17 protein-coding genes and 1 pseudogene are annotated in these 17011 nt (G+C 62.1%); 17 read left to right on the top strand and 1 reads right to left on the bottom strand.

Annotation, left to right across the window (positions count from 1 at the left end; genetic code table 11):
- Positions 1-21: 21 nt before the first annotated feature.
- A complete protein-coding gene (locus ACODSN_RS12955; protein ID WP_489055936.1) occupies positions 22-588 on the bottom strand; it encodes a hypothetical protein in 567 nt (188 codons plus the stop codon).
- 263 nt (positions 589-851) lie between these two features.
- On the opposite strand from ACODSN_RS12955, the gene ACODSN_RS12950 reads away from it, so the two are divergent.
- The 17 genes and pseudogenes from ACODSN_RS12950 (at position 852) to ACODSN_RS12870 (ending at position 16823) form a co-directional block, all read left to right on the top strand.
- Positions 852-1610: an autoinducer binding domain-containing protein gene (locus ACODSN_RS12950; protein ID WP_489055935.1), complete on the top strand. Its 759-nt coding sequence runs from the start codon at positions 852-854 to the stop codon at positions 1608-1610.
- A 241-nt stretch (positions 1611-1851) separates the two neighbouring features.
- A pseudogene (locus tag ACODSN_RS12945) lies at positions 1852-2214 on the top strand (hypothetical protein).
- Positions 2211-2885, top strand: coding sequence for a lytic transglycosylase domain-containing protein (locus ACODSN_RS12940; RefSeq protein WP_489055934.1), 675 nt, complete (start codon positions 2211-2213; stop codon positions 2883-2885). Before ACODSN_RS12945 ends, ACODSN_RS12940 begins: the two are co-directional and overlap by 4 nt.
- On the top strand, positions 2882-3223 hold the full coding sequence (locus tag ACODSN_RS12935) for a TrbC/VirB2 family protein (protein WP_489055933.1): 342 nt from the start codon (positions 2882-2884) through the stop codon (positions 3221-3223). Before ACODSN_RS12940 ends, ACODSN_RS12935 begins: the two co-directional genes overlap by 4 nt.
- A gap of 10 nt (positions 3224-3233) precedes the next feature.
- Positions 3234-3569, top strand: coding sequence for a VirB3 family type IV secretion system protein (locus tag ACODSN_RS12930; RefSeq protein WP_489055932.1), 336 nt, complete (start codon positions 3234-3236; stop codon positions 3567-3569).
- On the top strand, positions 3562-5979 hold the full coding sequence (locus ACODSN_RS12925; protein ID WP_489055931.1) for a VirB4 family type IV secretion/conjugal transfer ATPase: 2418 nt from the start codon (positions 3562-3564) through the stop codon (positions 5977-5979). The genes ACODSN_RS12930 and ACODSN_RS12925 overlap by 8 nt, the downstream gene beginning before the upstream one ends.
- Before the next feature lie 4 nt (positions 5980-5983).
- Entirely contained in the window at positions 5984-6700 is a 717-nt protein-coding gene (locus tag ACODSN_RS12920; RefSeq protein ID WP_489055930.1) for a TrbJ/VirB5 family protein, read from the top strand.
- Positions 6701-6705: 5 nt separating this feature from the next.
- On the top strand, positions 6706-6915 hold the full coding sequence (locus tag ACODSN_RS12915; RefSeq protein WP_489055929.1) for an EexN family lipoprotein: 210 nt from the start codon (positions 6706-6708) through the stop codon (positions 6913-6915).
- Between the two features lie 14 nt (positions 6916-6929).
- Positions 6930-7874 (top strand): TrbL/VirB6 family protein, encoded by a 945-nt coding sequence (locus ACODSN_RS12910; protein WP_489055928.1) that lies wholly within the window; start codon positions 6930-6932, stop codon positions 7872-7874.
- 334 nt (positions 7875-8208) lie between these two features.
- Entirely contained in the window at positions 8209-8898 is a 690-nt protein-coding gene (locus ACODSN_RS12905; RefSeq protein WP_489055927.1) for a VirB8 family type IV secretion system protein, read from the top strand.
- Positions 8895-9752, top strand: a complete 858-nt coding sequence (virB9, locus tag ACODSN_RS12900; RefSeq protein ID WP_489055926.1) for a P-type conjugative transfer protein VirB9 — start codon at positions 8895-8897, stop codon at positions 9750-9752. The genes ACODSN_RS12905 and virB9 overlap by 4 nt, the downstream gene beginning before the upstream one ends.
- Before the next feature lie 5 nt (positions 9753-9757).
- Positions 9758-10975 carry a type IV secretion system protein VirB10 gene (gene virB10 / locus ACODSN_RS12895; protein WP_489055925.1) on the top strand — a complete coding sequence of 406 codons (1218 nt, stop codon included), beginning with the start codon at positions 9758-9760 and terminating at the stop codon, positions 10973-10975.
- A gap of 2 nt (positions 10976-10977) precedes the next feature.
- Positions 10978-11982 (top strand): P-type DNA transfer ATPase VirB11, encoded by a 1005-nt coding sequence (gene virB11 / locus ACODSN_RS12890; RefSeq protein ID WP_489055924.1) that lies wholly within the window; start codon positions 10978-10980, stop codon positions 11980-11982.
- A gap of 19 nt (positions 11983-12001) precedes the next feature.
- Entirely contained in the window at positions 12002-13960 is a 1959-nt protein-coding gene (locus ACODSN_RS12885) for a type IV secretory system conjugative DNA transfer family protein (protein WP_489055963.1), read from the top strand.
- Positions 13947-14906: an LPD7 domain-containing protein gene (locus ACODSN_RS12880; protein WP_489055923.1), complete on the top strand. Its 960-nt coding sequence runs from the start codon at positions 13947-13949 to the stop codon at positions 14904-14906. The genes ACODSN_RS12885 and ACODSN_RS12880 overlap by 14 nt, the downstream gene beginning before the upstream one ends.
- Positions 14907-15159: 253 nt before the next feature.
- Positions 15160-15990, top strand: a complete 831-nt coding sequence (locus ACODSN_RS12875; RefSeq protein ID WP_489055922.1) for a type IV toxin-antitoxin system AbiEi family antitoxin domain-containing protein — start codon at positions 15160-15162, stop codon at positions 15988-15990.
- Entirely contained in the window at positions 15990-16823 is an 834-nt protein-coding gene (locus ACODSN_RS12870; RefSeq protein ID WP_489055921.1) for a nucleotidyl transferase AbiEii/AbiGii toxin family protein, read from the top strand. The genes ACODSN_RS12875 and ACODSN_RS12870 overlap by 1 nt, the downstream gene beginning before the upstream one ends.
- The last annotated feature ends 188 nt before the right edge of the window (positions 16824-17011 follow it).

Raw genomic sequence — 17011 nt, 5'->3', positions numbered from 1 at the left:
ATCTAGTGGATTTCTAAGCGTTCAGAACGCTAGTTCTGCCTGCCTCGGCGCGGCTCTTGGCTGTTCTCGTCTGCCGCCAATCAGACCGCGCGCACAGCCTGCCAGAACATAGACGGCTTGGCGCTGCGCACCGCGATTGTGATGATCGACACAATAGCCCTGATAGTGCCGCTTGAGCAAGCCAGCGCGCACCAGCTCCGATACCGCCCGGCTCACATTCGTCTTGCCCGAAGCCCGTACCTGCTCACGGATGGCGCCGTCGACGATCGCGGTGGCCTGATCGACGTCGGCTGGTAATATGCCCGACACTGCCAGATCAGTCCGTATCCGCTCTTCCAGGGCAACACGGCGGGGGTCACGCTGGCCCATCGGGGTCAGCGCATCGCAAAGCCAGTCACGCAGCGGAATGAGACCGCCGCCCTTGGCTACCAACGGCCCGGCGCTACCGTCGGAACGGGAGACCTGCGCAATCAGGTTGAGCACCATGAAGGCATAGCGCGGCCGAGACGAGGATCGCGCAAGCATCTCCAACAAGGACGGCATATCCAGTTGCTGGCGGCTGTCACCGATGATCGGAGCGTGCAACATAACAGGATTGAATCAAGCACATATAGGGGGTGAAGTGAATCCCCCTTTGCAGCAGATTCATCATTTTGTCGGCTGTGACACTTTGCCCGGAGATAAAGTGTCACGTGCGCCCTTTCGTCATAACTCCAGCCGATCCGTACAAAAGACGACCTGTGCTTTTCTTGCGGGGAGTTGGTCGCTGGAAGCATCCGGTCTTGTTTTTCAATAGCTTCGCCGAATGCTGACTGGACGAAACCGCCAACAAAATGCGAGTCGTTCGCATTATGAGCAGTCTCGAAGATGCTGGCCGCTTGGGCGATATCACCGCATTCGACGCCGAATGTCGGCAGGCGACGACGCTCGATCAGCTCAAGTCCTTGCTCGATGCGATTGTGCGCCAGTTCGGATTCCGCTGGTTCGCATTGGTGCACAATGTCGACCTGAAACGCACCACCCGAAAAGCCCTGCTGATAACCACCTATCCGGCGCGCTGGGTCGAGGAGGTAATAGACGCGCGCCTCCATCTTGACGATCCCGTACACGTCGCCTGCGCCAAGACCGTGTCCGGGCTCACTTGGGATCAAATCGGCGATTATATCGCGCCCAATGCCCGCCAGCTTTCGATCCTTGAACGGGGTCGCGCGCATGGACTGGCATCTGGGTTTACTATGCCGATCAGGATGCGCGATGAGCCTGACGCGATGTTTACCGTAGCGCGGCAAGGCGACGAGACGATCTCAGGCCCGGACCTTCTCTCTGCTCGATTGATTGGCACGGTTGCGTTCGACCAGGCTCGAGCCCTTCTCGGTCCCGATGAACTGGCAAACGTCCCGATAGCGCTCAGCCCGCGCCAGATCGACTGCATTGATCTGGTGGCACAGGGCAAGAGCGACTGGGAAATCGGACAGATTCTGGGTCTGAGCCGCGACACTGTCCATGAATATGTCGAAGGTGCGCGCCGGCGGTATGGCGTGCGTCGCCGGACCCAGCTCGTGCTTCGCGCGGTCCGAGACGGACATCTGAACATCGACGCGCTCGTCTAGCAGCGTCGCTCCCCACGATAGCGAATTGGCGCTTCGCGTCTCTCCGACTTGAGGCTCAAGAGGCGGCTGGCGATCAACGCCGCCCTGCATTCCTGCCGTCTTGCACGACCTTCTACCTCCCCTCCCCCCTTTGTGGGGGGATTGCCCGAAATTGCCTCACCGGGTTCAAAAGAGAGGTGATTTTCAACGGAGAGTGGTCGGCGCATTTTAATGCAGCGGCGCTGAAAAGCGGAGAAATCAGATGCAGCGCCTGCGCCTTGCCCTTGCCGTGCCGATCGTGGCGATGTCCGCCCAGGGGGCTCCTGCGTCCGCCAACGATCTGGGCTGCTAGGTTTTGCTTTGCCTCTCGAACCCGGGCGGTGCGACCCAGTACCCCGCCTGCGTGCCGCCTATGGTGAAGCTCTGGGAGCGTCTGGCATTGGGCGGTTCATTCCCCGGCTGCTCCGGTGGCGGCGTTGCGAAGACCAAGGTCTATGATCGTGATTCCGCTTCGCGGCGCCGGGTGGTGATGACGTTCACCGACGGGCGGCAGCAATCCTATTCGCTTGCGAATATTGAAAGCTTACCAGTGTCTCCCAGCGAACCCGGGACCACACCACAGTGATCCTCGAGCTCGCAACCGTGGTCGGACTGGCGCAGCAATGCGCACCATCAGTTGCGGTCGAAACGCTTGTGTCGGTCGTCCACACCGAGAGTCATTTCAACCCTTACGCCATCGGCGTAAATGCGAAGGGCATCGCTGCACCACATCCCGGCGATCGGGCGTCCGCCGCCACAGCCGCGCGATCGCTGATCGCCCGCGGCTACAACATCGATCTTGGCCTGGGGCAAATCAACAGTGCAAATCTCAGGTGGCTTGGCCTGTCGGTCGAGGACGCCTTCGATCCCTGCCGCAATCTCGCCGCAGCCGCACGCGTGCTGGCTTCCAACTATCTCAGCGTCGCGCGCTCCAGCCCTTCTACAGAGGCGGCCATCGCGATCGCCATGTCGATGTACAACACGGGTAGTCGTTCCCGCGGGTTTGGAAATGGCTATGTCGGCCGCGTCTATGCGTCGTCGAGTGTCGTCGTGCCAGCGATCAGGCGTCGAGCGATCCCAGAACCCGCCGCTTTGCCCGCGCGCGTGACGCCAGAACCCTCATTTACGCAACCTTCGGCGGGTGTTCGCTCGCCGCGTGTCCTAGAGGCATGGGACACCAGTGCGGGGGCGCAGACGGCATCATTGATGGTCTTTGGGGGAGCATCCAACAGTTCACCGAAAGGACAAGCCGAATGACTGCCTTAGCGACCAATTTCAAGATATGGTTGACGCCGCGCCGGCGCACGTTCGCGCAGTATCTGGCATTGTTTGTCGCGGTCATTGCGGTATCGCTCCTGCTCACCGATCCGGCCCATGCCCAGGCGGCCGACGGCGTCACCTCGATGGCTGAGAACATCAAGACCTGGCTGACCGGCACGTTTGCCAAAACGATCGCGGTGATCGCCGTCGTCATCGTGGGTTTCATGTTCTTCACCGGACGAGCGAGCCTGGGGCTCCTGGTCACCGTCATCGTCGGCATCTTCATCGTGTTCAGCGCGCAGTGGATCGTCGATACCATCACTGGCGGCGCGTGAGTGCGCTGGGATGGAAGACGAAAAGCTTAGGGAAGAAACGCTCTTCCTGGCCGTGACCCGGCCGACAATGTGGTTGGGCGTTCCGATCGAAGCGTCTCTGCCGATCGCGCTGGCGGCGTGCCTGACGCTCATCATCACCGGCAACCCGCTTTACGCCTTCGCCCTAGCCGGAGCCTTTCTGGCCATAGCCAGGCTAATCGTGCGACACGACGCAAACGCCTTTCGCCTCTTGTGGCTCTGGACAATGACAAAGGCACGCTGCCGCAACCGGGGATGGTGGGGCGGCAGCTCCTACTCCCCCCTGCCGGTCGAGGGGGCGAAACGCCGGGGCTTTGCACATGGCTAGTCGGGCCAACTCGTTGGGCGGCGCTGCCGCCCGGACGCCGTGGCGGATCCTCAAGAACGAGGCGGACCCCGCGCGCTATCTCCCTTATGCGCGGCATATCGACGACAGCGTCATTGCGCTCGACGGGCGCGACCTCATGATGATGTTCAAGCTCGACGGCCTCGCATTCGAGACCGCCGACCCAACCCATCTCAACGACTGGCACGAAAAGCTCAACGGCACGTTGCGCAACATCGCCGACGATCGCATCGCGATCTGGACCCATATCGTCCGCCGGCCAATCACGGACTATCCCGAAGGCGAGTTTCGCTCGGCCTTTGCGGCCGATCTCGATGCAAAATACCGCGCGCGGGTGACCGCCAAGCGCATGTTCGTCAACGAGCTCTACCTGACGCTCATCATGCGTCCATCCGTTGGGTCGGCCGATCGTACCGGCGTGCTGCTTCGACGTCTAGCATCGGCACGCAAGGAGGGAACTGAAGTCGACGAGGACGAGCTTGCGCGCTTCGAGGATAAAGCGCGTGACATTGAGAAGCTCCTCGCACGCTGCCGGCCCCAACGCCTCCGCTTGTACGAGCATAATGGCCTGATGTTCTCGCAGCCGCTCGAGGTGCTCGAACTGGTGATGATGGGCCGCGCTGGCAGGGTGCCCCTGGTCCGAGGCCATCTCGGCTCCGCCATCTATGGGGAACGGGTGATCTTCGGTCGCGAGACGGCCGAGGTGCGGGCGCATGACACGAGCCGGTTCGTCGGCCTTTTCGGGATCCGCGAATATCCGGCCATGACGCGGCCAGGACAGATGAACGCGCTCCTCAGCCAGGATTTCGCGTTCGTCGTCACACAGTCCTTCGCGTTCATGGGCAAAGCGCGGGCCTCGGAGCGCTTGCGCCGTCGGCAGAACCAGATGGCATCGACCGAAGATGCCGCTGCGAGCCAAGCGCTTGAGCTGGCCGACGCGGCCGATGATCTTCAGAGCAATCGCTTTGTCCTGGGCGAACATCATTTCTCGCTCGCGGTTTTCGGTGAAAATCAAAAACGCCTGGCCGAAAATCTCTCGACCGCACGGGCCGCCCTTGCCGACGCGGGTCTGGTTGCCGCTCGGGAGGGTCCGGCGCTGGAGGCCGCCTTCTGGTCGCAGCTTCCTGGCAACTTCGCATGGCGTGCGCGGCCTGCGGCTATCACGTCACGCAATTTTGCTGCGCTCTCGCCATTCCACACTTTCCCAGCTGGCAAGCCCGATGGCAATCATTGGGGCGCCGCGATCGCGTTGATGAAGACCGCGGCTCAGTCTCCCTTCTATTTCAACTTCCATGTGAACGATCTTGGCCACACGCTGATTATCGGCCCGTCGGGCGGCGGCAAAACCGTCGTCCAGAATTTCCTGATGGCGCAGCTGGAGAAAACCGGTGCGCAGCAGATCTTCATCGACAAGGACCGAGGGGCCGAGATCTATGTGCGGTCATCCGGCGGCACCTATCTGGCGCTGCGCAATGGGGTGCCGACCGGGTTTGCACCGCTGCGCGCGCTTGAGCAGACCCCGGGCAACATCGTTTTCCTCGGCAGGCTGATCCGTCATCTGGTGACCCCATCGGGCAAACAGCTCGGCGTCACGCAGGAGAGGATGATCGACGAGGGCATACTCTCGATCGGACGCCTTCCCCCGAAGGAGCGGTCCATTCTTGCGCTTCGTCAATTGCTCGGACAGCGCGATCCGGAAGGGATAGGCGCTCGGCTTGAGAAATGGTCGCGCGGCGGCGCACTTGGTTGGGTGTTCGACAATGACCGGGATGAGTTGACTCTCGAGGCCCGATTCATCGGTTTCGACATGACGGATTTTCTGGACAATCCCGAGATCCGCGCGCCGCTGATGATGTACATGTTCCATCGGATCGATGCGCTGCTAGATGGCCGTCGCCTCGTGATCGATATCGACGAGTTCTGGAAGGCGCTGGGCGATGATGCGTTCCGCGCCTTCGCGCAGGATGGCCTGAAGACCTACCGAAAGCAGAATGCCTTTCTGGTGTTCGGGACGCAAAGCCCGGCTGACGCTCTGCGATCGGACATCTCGCATAGCATCATGGAGCAGGTCGCCACCAAGATCCTCTTGCCCAACCCCCATGGCCGGGAGGTTGATTATATCGATGGACTCGGCCTCACCCGCGCCGAGTTCAAGCTCATCAGAAACGATCTAATCCCCGAAAGCCGGCGGTTTCTGGTCAAGCAGGGTCACGATTCCATCGTGGTGGAACTGGATCTCGGCGGCCTGTCCGACGAGCTGGCCGTGCTCTCGGGCACCACCGAAACCGTCGGAATCCTCGATCAGGTTCGCCGCGAACATGGCGACTATCCCAGCCAATGGCTGCCCGTCTTTCACGAGCGCCGCCGTGCCACCACCAGAAGGAAAGGATAAGGTCATGAGAGCAATTCGAGCGCTGGCGGTTGTCGGCGGATTGGCGATCTCGGTGCCGGCGTTCGCGCAGGGCATCCCGGTCTATGATTCCAGCACGTTCCTGCAGACGCTCTCGACGGTGAAGAACACCCTGTCCATGATCGAACAGGGGAAGCAGCAGATTTCCCAGGCCACCGACATGTTCAACAGCGTCAACAAGCTGACGAACGTCAATCAGATTGCCTCGTCTCTGAACACCGACGCCGTTCGTCACCTCTTGCCAAGCGAAGCACGGGACATTCAGCGCCTTATGTCTTCGGACACGACAGGCCTAGGCAGTCTTGGATCTTCCGCAGATCGGATTCGCAGCAATTACCGGGTCGATCTTCCTGCGCTCCGCCCTGACGCGACCGCTTTCGAGCGTTCAAGCCGCGATTCAATCTCCCGCAATGGCGAAATGGCAGCGCGTGACGCGGCGATTGCCGAGGCAGCATATGGCGTCACCGCCCAGCGAACGACGGGTCTTGAGGAACTGCGCTCGTCGCTGGACACTGCGTCTGACGCGAAGGACGTGATGGATATCCAAGCCCGTGTCGGCGTGGAGAATGCCCACATTCAGAACGACGCGGTGCAGCTTCAGGCGCTTCAAATGCGGCAATCTGCTGAGGCCAGGTTGCGCTCCCAACGGGATGACGAGGCCGGGCTCGCCAAGCTGGAGCAGAGCCTGGGCCGCCGACCATGAAGCGGATGGCTGCGTTCGTCCCAATCATGGCTGTCATCATCATGACCGGTTGTGGGCAGCCTACCGGTAAGGCGGACCTGAAATCTGACACCAAGCTGCGATCTGAAATCCTCGCTGCGTGCGCCAATGGCACGCACACCGACGCCCAGGAGTGCAGCAACGCGAAAGACGTCGAAAACGCCGACAAACTCGAGCGTTCGCTGGGTCACAAATAGGCGGGGAATTGGCCATGGCGTCCACACTCTTCGCGGATATCTACACCAACATCGACGGGAAGCTCGATCTCTTCCTGAACGAGCGTCTCAACAACGTCATCGATGTCGTGCGGGGACCGCTGGCGCTTGGCTTGGTCATCTACATCGCGCTGTTCGGCTATATGGTGATGCGCGGTATCGTCAGCGAGCCTTGGGGCGAGCTGGTGTACCGGATGGTGAAGCTCTGCCTCCTCTATGTTGCAGCCACAACCGTCGCCTACTCCGAGTGGATCACGAATCCGCTCTTTCATGGGATGCCGGACGCCATCTCACAGGCGCTGGCGGGCAAGACCATCACTAGCGTCGGTTCGGTGTTCGACGATTATTTTGGTCAGGTAGATTCCCTCGTTTTGATCATCCGAACCGAAGCCGCGACCTATCTCGACATTAATCCGTGGAAGCTCGTTCTACTCACGCTGGCGGTGGCGATTTACGGATTGGCGGGCCTCTCCGCAGCAATCGGATTTGCGATAACCGTGTTCGCGAAGGTGGCGCTCGCCATCGTGATCGCGCTTGGTCCGATCTTCATAGCGTTATCGCTCTTCGAAACCACGCGTCGCCTCTTCTACGGATGGCTCGGGCAGGTATTCAACTACATCGTCCTAATGGCGGTGATCATCGCAATCACTGCTCTGATCACCGATCTTGGTGCCACGGCGCTGACTGCGGCCGAAGGCACGCCGGACGTGACGATCGGCGCTGTCTTGTTTGCGGTCTACATCTTCCTTGGGACGATATTCTTCTTTCAGGCCCCGTCGATCGCGACCGGCATTGCGGGGGGCGCTGCGGCCGGCGTCGGCGCTTTTGCCGGCTCGGCCTGGGGAACCATGGCGGCACCGTTCCAGCAACGCCGCAGCGCTCGCAACAGTCGCAATCTCGAACGTGCCGCCCAGCGCGGTGGTTCGGTGAGCCGCGCATGAGGAAGGAAGCCCCTTTGACGAGAACAACCACGATAGTCCGCGCGCTCCGGCGATCAGCCGTCGTCATCGCACTGATCCCGTCACTCGCCCAAGGGGCATCGGGGCCAAAGAAACTACCCGTGTGCAACGGCAAACATCTGCGCGAGGTGAACATATACGGGAGCGTTCTGCCGGGCTCGCCGCTCCCGGCAATTGTGGCACCCCCTGCCCCGCCGCCCGTGCCGCAGATCAAACAGCCCGTTGATGCCGGCACGCCGCCCCCGCCCGTTCCCGCCTCCCGTCCCGAGAAAACGTCCGCGCGCGCGATCCCTGGCATCTTTAGGAGTTGCTGATCATGCGGAGCCAGACCGAAGGCGTGCCGGCCAAGGACGCCGAACTCTATTTCGGGCATGCCCGATCCTGGGATCAGGACCGTCAGCGCAAATCGTTGCGATCCGAACGCATCGCCTGGGTCGTGGCCGGCTTGGCGCTGCTTGCCGCGACCGCGGAGGGCTTCGCACTTGCGGGCCTTGCCCCGCTGAAGACGGTCATGCCGTACATCATTCGCGTCAATCAGACGACGGGCGCGGTTGATGTGCAGACTACCCTCACCCAGAAGCCGATGCGCTATGATGAGGCGGTCACGAAATTCTTCCTCGCACAATATGTCAGGGCGAGGGAGAGCTGGTTGCCGGCGGCGGCCGAGGAGAATTTTCGCGCTGTTACCATCCTGTCCGAACCAGGCGAGCAGCAGCGCTGGGGCAGGTTTTTCAGCTCGAACAACCCCGCGAGCCCACAGGTCGTCTGGGGCAAGGGTGCGGTCGTCCAGGCCCGCGTGCGCAATATCGCCTTCATTAACGATCGTGTGGCCAACGTCCGCTTCACGCGGAAGGTGCAGACGGACACCGATACGCAGAGCAGCGACTGGATCGCGACCGTCACCTTCCGATACACGAATGCGCCGATGGCGGAGGGCGACCGCTATCGCAATCCATTGGGCTTCCAGGTCGAGAATTACCGCGCGGACCCTGAGGTGGTGCGGTGAAGCGCCTTCTCTCCATCGCGAGTCTTCTCGCCATAATTGCGACACCTGCCCTCGCGGAGGACACCCCGCGCGGTGGCCCGGCGGATCCGCGCGTGAAGTTCGTCGAATATCAGGAGACACAGGTCTACCGGATCGTCGGCACATTTCGGACGGCGACCCAGGTGGTGCTCGGCGCCGATGAGACGATCGAACATGTTGCGCTTGGCGACACCATCTCATGGGAAGTGGCGGTTGCCGGACATATCCTGTTCCTGAAGCCCCGCGAGCGGGCGGGACCGACCAACCTCATCGTCACGACCAATCGCGGCGGCGAGCTGCGCAACTACGCCTTCGAATTAACAGCACGCCGGGGACCGATCAGCAGCGGGAGCCGCGACACATTCTTCCAGGTGCGGTTTCGCTACCCGCGCGATGAAGCCGATCGCGCCGCTCGCATGCGCGCCACCCAGGAGGCGCAGCGCGTTGCCGTGCTGCAGGCGAGTGCCGTTCGGGGCGCCCTTGACCACGGCGTCATCGATGGACCGCGCAATCTGAACTACAAGGTCCAGGGTGCCAGCGATCTTCAGCCGTCGGAGATCTCCGACAACGGCCAGTTCACGGTCCTGCGTTTCCCCGGCAACCATGAAATCCCGGCGATCTATTTGGTGCGACCGGACGACTCGGAGTCCTTGGTCCCGTTCGATGTCCGCGACGAGTTCGTAGTCGTCCACGCCGTGGCGGCTCAACTGCGCCTGCGCCGGAACCGGGAGGTGCTTTGCATCTATAATCTCGCGCCGACACCTTATGGCGTCGATCACGGCACCAACACCGCATCGCCGCATGTCGAGCGCACCATACAAGACCCGAAGGAGTGAGTGCGATGGACGAGATTGCGGCCGAGGCCCCTCTCCGCCCGCAGGGCGATCCAACACCTGAACGCGACGAAATCATCCGCGAACGCGGTATCGATCCGATCGGTGGGATGACGCCGGCAAAGCGGAATACCGCCCTGATCTTCGCCGGGACGGCGATGGTGCTTGGCATTTTGTGGGTGAATTCGGGACCGAGCAAGACGGGCTCGAGTTTGATGGGAAAGCCCGAGGCAATGGCCAAACGACCCGATCTCGCGGCGCGCGAAACGGTCGCCTATGATGCTGTCGCAGCGAAACCCAAGCCGCTCGGCGCCGTGGGCGCTGACCCCAACGCGCCTGTCCTTAATCCTCCGCCGACCGTTGGCCCAGATGGACAGATCGTACCGGCACTACAACCCGGAGCGCAGCCAGCGGCGGCAGCGCAGAACACGCGCCAGAACCTGGCCGATCAGGCGCGTCGTTCAACTTTGATCGCCTATGGCGGCCGCGACGCGCTCCAAGCTCCAGCGGGTTCTAACGGGGCTGGCCCCGACACCGGCAATGCGGGCACAGCTGGCGACGGCTCGGCCGATCCGGCCGCCCGCAGCGCGCCCAATGCGCTCGATGCACTTCGTCAGAGTTCGGCCGTTGGCGAGGCACGCGCCTCGATGCTGCCCAATCGCAACTATCTCGTCACAGCCGGCACGCTGATTCCCTGCATTCTGCAGACCGCCATGAATTCGGCGCAGCCAGGGTACACTTCGTGCCTGATCCCGCGCGACGTCTATTCGGAGAACGGCCGCGTCGTGCTGATGGAGAAGGGCACCAAAGTCCTCGGCGAATATCACGGCGGCATCCAGCAAGGGCAGAACCGCCTGTTCGTGCTGTGGACGCGCGCCGTCACGCCGCAGGGCGTGCGCATCGACCTGGCTTCGCCGGGGTCGGATGCCCTTGGCCGCGCAGGCATCGCAGGGTCCGTGGACACCTTCTTCTGGGCGCGCTTCGGTAGCGCACTGCTACTCTCGCTGGTCGACGACGCCGCCTATATCGCGGGGCAGTCCGTCTCCGGCGGGAACAACAATTTCAACAACACGACGCGCACGCCGAGCGAGGGGGCGAGCATCGCGCTCCAGAACAGCATCAACATCCGTCCGGTGCTGAAGAAGAACCAGGGCGAGGAGGTCGGGATATTCGTGGCCAAGGACTTCAACTTCGCCGACGTCTACAATCTCGAGTTGCGGCGCTGAGGATGAGCGATACCGCTGTTCTGCGCCATTATCTCGCGCCGATCCTGCCGCTGCTGGAGCCGGTCGAGGTGACGGAGCTTGTCATCAACAAGCCCGGCGAGGTTGGCATCGAGGACCATCTGGGCTGGCATTGGCACAATGTCGCCGAGCTCGATAGCGAATGGCTCGCGACGCTCGCCGTCGCAGCGGCAAGCTTCACCCGGCAGGATGTGAATGCGGAGACGCCGATCTGCTCGACCATCTTGCCAGGGGGCGAGCGCTGTCAAATCGTCATTCCCTCGGTGACGCCGACTGGCGCGCCGTCCTTCACTGTCCGCAAGCCTTCGCGCGTAACCCTTGCGATCGACCAGCTCGCAGATTCGGGGCTGTTCACGGGCACGCGCGCCGCCGCGCAAGGCCTTGGCGAAGTCGATGCGCAGCTGATCGCGCAGCGCGATGCCGGCGATTGGCCAGCTTTCTTCCGAACGGCCGTTGCCGCCCGCAAGAACATTCTGGTGAGCGGCGCGACCGGCTCGGGCAAGACGACCTTTGCCAAGGCGCTGATCCAGCTGATCCCGCCGGACGAGCGGCTGCTCACGATCGAGGATACGCGCGAGCTCGTCGTCGAGCATCGCAATGTCGTGCACATGGTCTATTCGAGCGAGCGACAGGGGCTGGCGAAGGTCGGCCCCAAGCAATTGCTCGAGAGTGCGCTGCGCATGCGGCCCGATCGCATCCTCTTGCAGGAGCTGCGGGACGGCACCACCTTCTTTTACCTGCGCAACGTCAACTCGGGCCATCCAGGTTCGATCACGACGGTCCATGCCGGCTCGGCGATGGGTGCGTTCGAGCAGCTCACCTTGCTGGTGAAGGAATCCGAGGGCGGACGCGATCTGGCCCGCGACGATATCCGTGGGCTCTTGCACATGCTCGTCGACGTCGTCGTCCAGACCCGCAAGCGCGCCGGAAAATTCGAAGTCGAGGAGGTGTATTTTGATCCGGCTGTCGGACGCACGACCGCTCACTAAGGTTGCAATTGTTGCGGCAATGCTCGCGGTGACCTTTTTGGCGTGCGCCCTGTGCGCGGTGCTGGTCGCCCTCGTCGGCCTGAACCAGATCGGCCCGCGCATGCAGATCTCGGCGATACCCGTCTGGCTCTGGTATTACCGCGGCGATCCGCTCCTGCATTTGTGGCTGGCGCGCGGTGCGTTGGTCAGTGGTGCCATCGCATTCGTCATCCTGCTCATCATCCTGAAGCGAGGGCGCACGCTCCATGGCGAGGCACGGTTCGCGCGTGAAAGCGAAATCCGGCGTGAACAGCTGCGCAGCAACAGTGGGATCATCGTCGGGCAGAAGGGCGGCCGCTATCTCGTTTTCGGCGGCACCGAGCATGTCCTGCTCGAGGCGCCGACGCGCGCCGGCAAGGGCGTGGGCGTGGTGATCCCCAATCTCCTGAGTTGGCCAGACTCGGTGGTGGTGCTCGACGTGAAGCGCGAGAATTGGGACATCACCGCAGGTTTCCGGGAACGGCATGGCCAGGCCGTTTATCTGTTCGACCCACTCGATCCCGACGGCCGGAGCGCCCGCTACAATCCCTTGAGCTTCATCGACCGGCTCGACGACACCGATGTGATCAATGAACTGCAGAAGATCGGCGGCATGCTGTTTCCGGCCCCGGAAAAGGCTGATCCGTTCTGGGCGGAAGCCGCGCGGGCGGCTTTTGTCGGCGTCGGCGCGCTCGTCGCGGCCAATCCCGCCCTCCCCTTCACGATTGGCGAAATCTATCGGCGACTGACGACGGGCGACCCCAAGGTCGAACTGCCGAAGGTCGTCGAAGAGGCCCAGCGGCGCGGCCAGCGGCTGAGCCAGGCCTGTGTGTCGGCGCTGAGTGACTTCACCTCCGCGTCGGACAACACCTTCTCCGGTATCAAACAGACAATCACTTCGAAGCTCAATCTGTGGCTCAATCCCTATGTCGATGCCGCAACGTCGGAGACCGATTTTGATCTGCGGCAGGTCCGGCGCGAACGGATATCGATCTATCTTGGGGTGTCGCCCGACAATATCGACCGCATCGCGCCCGTGTATAACCTCTTCCTCCAGCAGCTGATCGATCTGAATACGCGGGAACTGCCTGAGAATGGCGGCCGCGTGCCGGTGCTCATTCTGCTCGACGAATTCGCCCGCCTCGGCAAGGCGCCGGTCATCGCATCGGCTTTTTCCTACGTTGCAGGCTACGGGCTTCGCCTGTTGCCAGTCATCCAGAGCCGATCCCAGCCCCGCGGTATCTATGGCGCTGACGTTACCGACGAGATCATCGCCAATTGCGGACTGGAGATCGTGTTCACGCCCAAGGAGTTGAAGGTCGCCAACGAACTCTCCGAGCGGCTTGGCTATTTGACGATGAACGTCAAATCGAAGAGCCGGACGATTCATGGCCTGCTCGCCAATCGCAGCATATCAGAATCAGACCAGCGCCGTGCGCTGATGATGCCGCAGGAATTGATGCAGATGCCCAAGGGCGAGCTTCTGCTGATGCGCGGCGGCATTCCGCCGGTTCGAGGTCGCAAGATCGAGTATTTTCGCTCGAAGCGCTTCACGAGCCGGATCAGTGACCCACCCAAGGTCGCGCCCCGTCCAATCGCGATCAACGCCGTGTCGTCGCCCACCGAATTGGCAGGGGAGGCGAGCAGCAGTGATCCTTTGGCACAAGCCCTTAGCGCGAAGAAGGCAGCCTTGTTGAGCGACGGTCCGGCGATCGCGCCGACAGAGCGGGCGGAACCTGGCATGCGCGCGCTCACCGGTGATGAACTGTCGGGCTTTGCCGAAATCACCGATGACATGTTGGTGCTGGGCGACATGGTGGATCTACCACCGCCCGGTGACGAACAGGCCGCTATCGCTTTTGTCACGGCGATGACGGCCCGGGCCGTTCTCGAACCCGTGGGTGCCGGCGCCCAATCTCCAGCATTTGTGACCGAGAGGCGTGACCATGGCAGAGAATGATTCCAAGCAACCCGGTACGACCCGGACCATTGCCAACAGCGTTGGCATGGATGACGCCGAACGACGCAAGACGTCGGCACCTGGGGCGGCTGCGCCGGAAAAATCTGCGCCCGGAGGACCAAAGGATGCTCCCACTGAAGCGCCTGGTCATGCCGGCGCTGTCGGTGCGTCACGAAGTGCGCCCAAGGTGCATTCCCTCGAGGCGGGCGATGTGCCGGATAGCGTGCGGAAGCGCTATTATGCCGACAAGGCAAAGTGGTCGGGCGAGCCCGCCTTTTTCACGACGGCGCAAGCAAAGGATCCTGCGTTTCGCGATCAGGGGCGGCGCTTGGTCACAGCAACGGAGAGCCAGGAGGTCGTCAAGGATCTGGTGGCGATCGCGCAACACCGTAACTGGGATCGGATTCACGTCACGGGCTCGGAAGAATTTCGGCGATCGGTCTGGATCGAGGCTAGTCAAAAGAGGCTCGAGGTCCGTGGCTACAAGCCCAATGATCGCGATCTCCAGGAGCTCGACCGGCTGCGCGGGGAGACGAGCCGCAATACGATCGCGCCCATGGCAGCCCGTGAAGTCGATGTCGTCCGTCGGTCAACCGGGATGGACCGCCAGAGCGACGGCAGTGGGCTGGAACGACCGGATGCCCGGCGCGGCGATCGTGGCAGCACGCCGAACGATCGTGCGGCCGATAGCCAGATGCGCGTGATGGAAGCGGTAATCCGACGGACGTTGTTCGACAATCCCGAGGCGGTTGCGCGGGTGATGACAGTCGCCCGCACGCAGCTCGATGCGCATATCGCGGCGGGGCGGAACATCCGACCGGCAATAGTCAAGGATGCCGCCCCCAGCATCAGGCAGGATGTGGTCCGCGGCCGCGACCCAGCTATGCCCCCCAACCCTCGTCCCGGTCGCGAGCCCAAGCCTCAGGAACGCAGCCGCTCCCGGTGACTGGGAATCGGTCTTTTGTGCTGTAGCCCCTCTGCGACAAACGGGTCCGGCGATCGCCTCCTGGTTTAAGAACCGGCACATTTGTTCGGCTTGGCCGGTCATTGATCGTGACTGATAAACCACGAGGGGTGCAACTCGAGCCTGCCGAATATATACTATGCGCGCGACCCGTCCCGCAGAATGCGACAAACTTGCCAGGTAGTAGAATCACCGTTATATCGAACGCGCCGGACATCGCTCACAGAGGCTCAAATTGCGCGAAGGATATAATCTCAAGACGCTTGGACCTCGGGCCGCCCAGCTGATCGTCGAACTCAACGAACGCCGTCAGCCGATCTTTTCGCTCGCCGACGTCACAGAGATCACAGGTCTGAGCCCGTCATCGGCACGCAGCCTCGTTGCCAACACCGAAGCGCGCGGCATCGTCACGCGCCTCAAGCCAGGCCTCTATAATCTGGTGCCCTTCGAGCGGGGCCGCGACACAGAGCATGTGAGCGATCCCTACCTCATCGCGAGGACTCTGGTTGGCGACGCGCCCTACTTCATCTCCCACGGCAGCGCCCTCGAGCTGCACCGCATGGTCACCCAACCGCAGTTGGCGATCATCGTCTCCTGCGCCAAACGGCTGCGCCCGCAGCACATCCACGGGTATGAGTTCCGCTTCGTCGACGTCAAACCAAAGGATTTCTTCGGCCTGACCGAGATCTGGATCACATCCGAAGAGCAAGTGAGGATCAGCGATCCCGAGCGGACCATCATCGATGGTCTCGACCATCCCCAATATGTCGGCGGCGTCACGGAGGTCGCCAAGGGGCTCTGGATGAAGCGCGATACGCTGCGGGTCGAACTGATGATCGACTACGCGCTTCGCCTCGGTGTCGGCGCGGTGATACGCCGCCTGGGCTATCTGCTGGAATTCTACGGACTGGCCGATGCGGCCGCATTGGAGCCGCTGCGCGCGCGGCTGACCCCGACCTATCAGCGTCTCGATCCCCTGTTCCCCAATGAGGGCCGGATGCTGGCACGATGGCGCATCCGACTCAACGTCGAGCCCGACGAACTCGATATAATCCGGAGCAGTTGATGATTCCCCAGCGCGATCTCTCCCGTATCGCCAACGGCCTTCTCAAACCGCGCGGCCGCCGCGTGCCCGAGGCGGTGATCGAACGCGACTATTGCTTGGCCTGGTTCCTGACCGGTCTGGCCCAGCATCCTCTGCGCGAATTTCTCGCCTTCAAGGGCGGGACAGCACTGCGCCGCTGCTGGTTCGAGAATTACCGCTTTTCCGAGGATCTCGATTATTCGCTGATCAAGCCGATCGAGCTGGACGCTATCCTCTCCGGCCTGGACGAGATCTTTGCCATCGTCGAGGCGGCGTCAGGGATCAACATGACCTACGACCGGCCAGACCGGCACGGCCATCAGAACACCCACACCTTTTATCTGAGTTACAAAGGCCCCCTGCCCGCGCGTAGCGACGTAAAAGTCGATATCACGATAAACGAAGTGTTCTGCTTTCCGCTGGCCGAGCGCCCGATCCTGCGGACCTTCGACGAATTTGCTGACCTGCCGGAAGGCCCGACCATTCTGGCCTACAGTCTGGCGGAGATTTTCATCGAGAAGCTGGCGGCCCTATCGGACAAGGCTCGCACTGAGCCGCGTGATCTCTACGATCTTTGGAATCTGCTCGAGGAACGTGACATCCGACCAGCGGAATATCTCGGCGAGTTCACCCAAAAGCTCGCCCTTCGGAAACGCTCGCCGAATGGCGTAACCGCCGCCATTGCCGACAAGGAAAAGCGCTTAGGCACGCTCTGGACGGGACGTTTGCAACAACAGATGAGCGATCTGCCCCCCTTCGAAGGGGTGTTTCGGGAGGTGATGCGTGTGCTGCGCGAGGCGGAGCTCCCGGAATAGGCAGTCGACTATGCCGGGTCATCATGATCGAAGTTGAGAAAATCGGTCATGCCCGGAAAGGCGGCCGCAACCTCGTGCGCGCCGTCTCCAGTGCTCACAATCTCAAACGGCTCGATCGTAACATGGGGACCGGTGCGCGGCGACAACTACGATGGCCGGTTGAGCGGCGACTATGATGGCCGGTAGGA

It is taken from the genome of Sphingobium sp. FG11 (assembly GCF_057809915.1).
This window is presented reverse-complemented; position numbering and strand designations above follow the sequence as displayed.

What these genes read in the sequence shown, in the direction of transcription:
- ACODSN_RS12955 (WP_489055936.1), bottom strand. Translation starts at nt 588, where the DNA reads ATGTTGCACGCTCCGATCATCGGTGACAGCCGCCAGCAACTGGATATG.
- ACODSN_RS12950 (WP_489055935.1), top strand. Translation starts at nt 852, where the DNA reads ATGAGCAGTCTCGAAGATGCTGGCCGCTTGGGCGATATCACCGCATTC.
- ACODSN_RS12935 (WP_489055933.1), top strand. Translation starts at nt 2,882, where the DNA reads ATGACTGCCTTAGCGACCAATTTCAAGATATGGTTGACGCCGCGCCGG.
- ACODSN_RS12930 (WP_489055932.1), top strand. Translation starts at nt 3,234, where the DNA reads ATGGAAGACGAAAAGCTTAGGGAAGAAACGCTCTTCCTGGCCGTGACC.
- ACODSN_RS12925 (WP_489055931.1), top strand. Translation starts at nt 3,562, where the DNA reads ATGGCTAGTCGGGCCAACTCGTTGGGCGGCGCTGCCGCCCGGACGCCG.
- ACODSN_RS12920 (WP_489055930.1), top strand. Translation starts at nt 5,984, where the DNA reads ATGAGAGCAATTCGAGCGCTGGCGGTTGTCGGCGGATTGGCGATCTCG.
- ACODSN_RS12915 (WP_489055929.1), top strand. Translation starts at nt 6,706, where the DNA reads ATGGCTGCGTTCGTCCCAATCATGGCTGTCATCATCATGACCGGTTGT.
- ACODSN_RS12910 (WP_489055928.1), top strand. Translation starts at nt 6,930, where the DNA reads ATGGCGTCCACACTCTTCGCGGATATCTACACCAACATCGACGGGAAG.
- ACODSN_RS12905 (WP_489055927.1), top strand. Translation starts at nt 8,209, where the DNA reads ATGCGGAGCCAGACCGAAGGCGTGCCGGCCAAGGACGCCGAACTCTAT.
- virB10 (WP_489055925.1), top strand. Translation starts at nt 9,758, where the DNA reads ATGGACGAGATTGCGGCCGAGGCCCCTCTCCGCCCGCAGGGCGATCCA.
- virB11 (WP_489055924.1), top strand. Translation starts at nt 10,978, where the DNA reads ATGAGCGATACCGCTGTTCTGCGCCATTATCTCGCGCCGATCCTGCCG.
- ACODSN_RS12885 (WP_489055963.1), top strand. Translation starts at nt 12,002, where the DNA reads ATGCTCGCGGTGACCTTTTTGGCGTGCGCCCTGTGCGCGGTGCTGGTC.
- ACODSN_RS12880 (WP_489055923.1), top strand. Translation starts at nt 13,947, where the DNA reads ATGGCAGAGAATGATTCCAAGCAACCCGGTACGACCCGGACCATTGCC.
- ACODSN_RS12870 (WP_489055921.1), top strand. Translation starts at nt 15,990, where the DNA reads ATGATTCCCCAGCGCGATCTCTCCCGTATCGCCAACGGCCTTCTCAAA.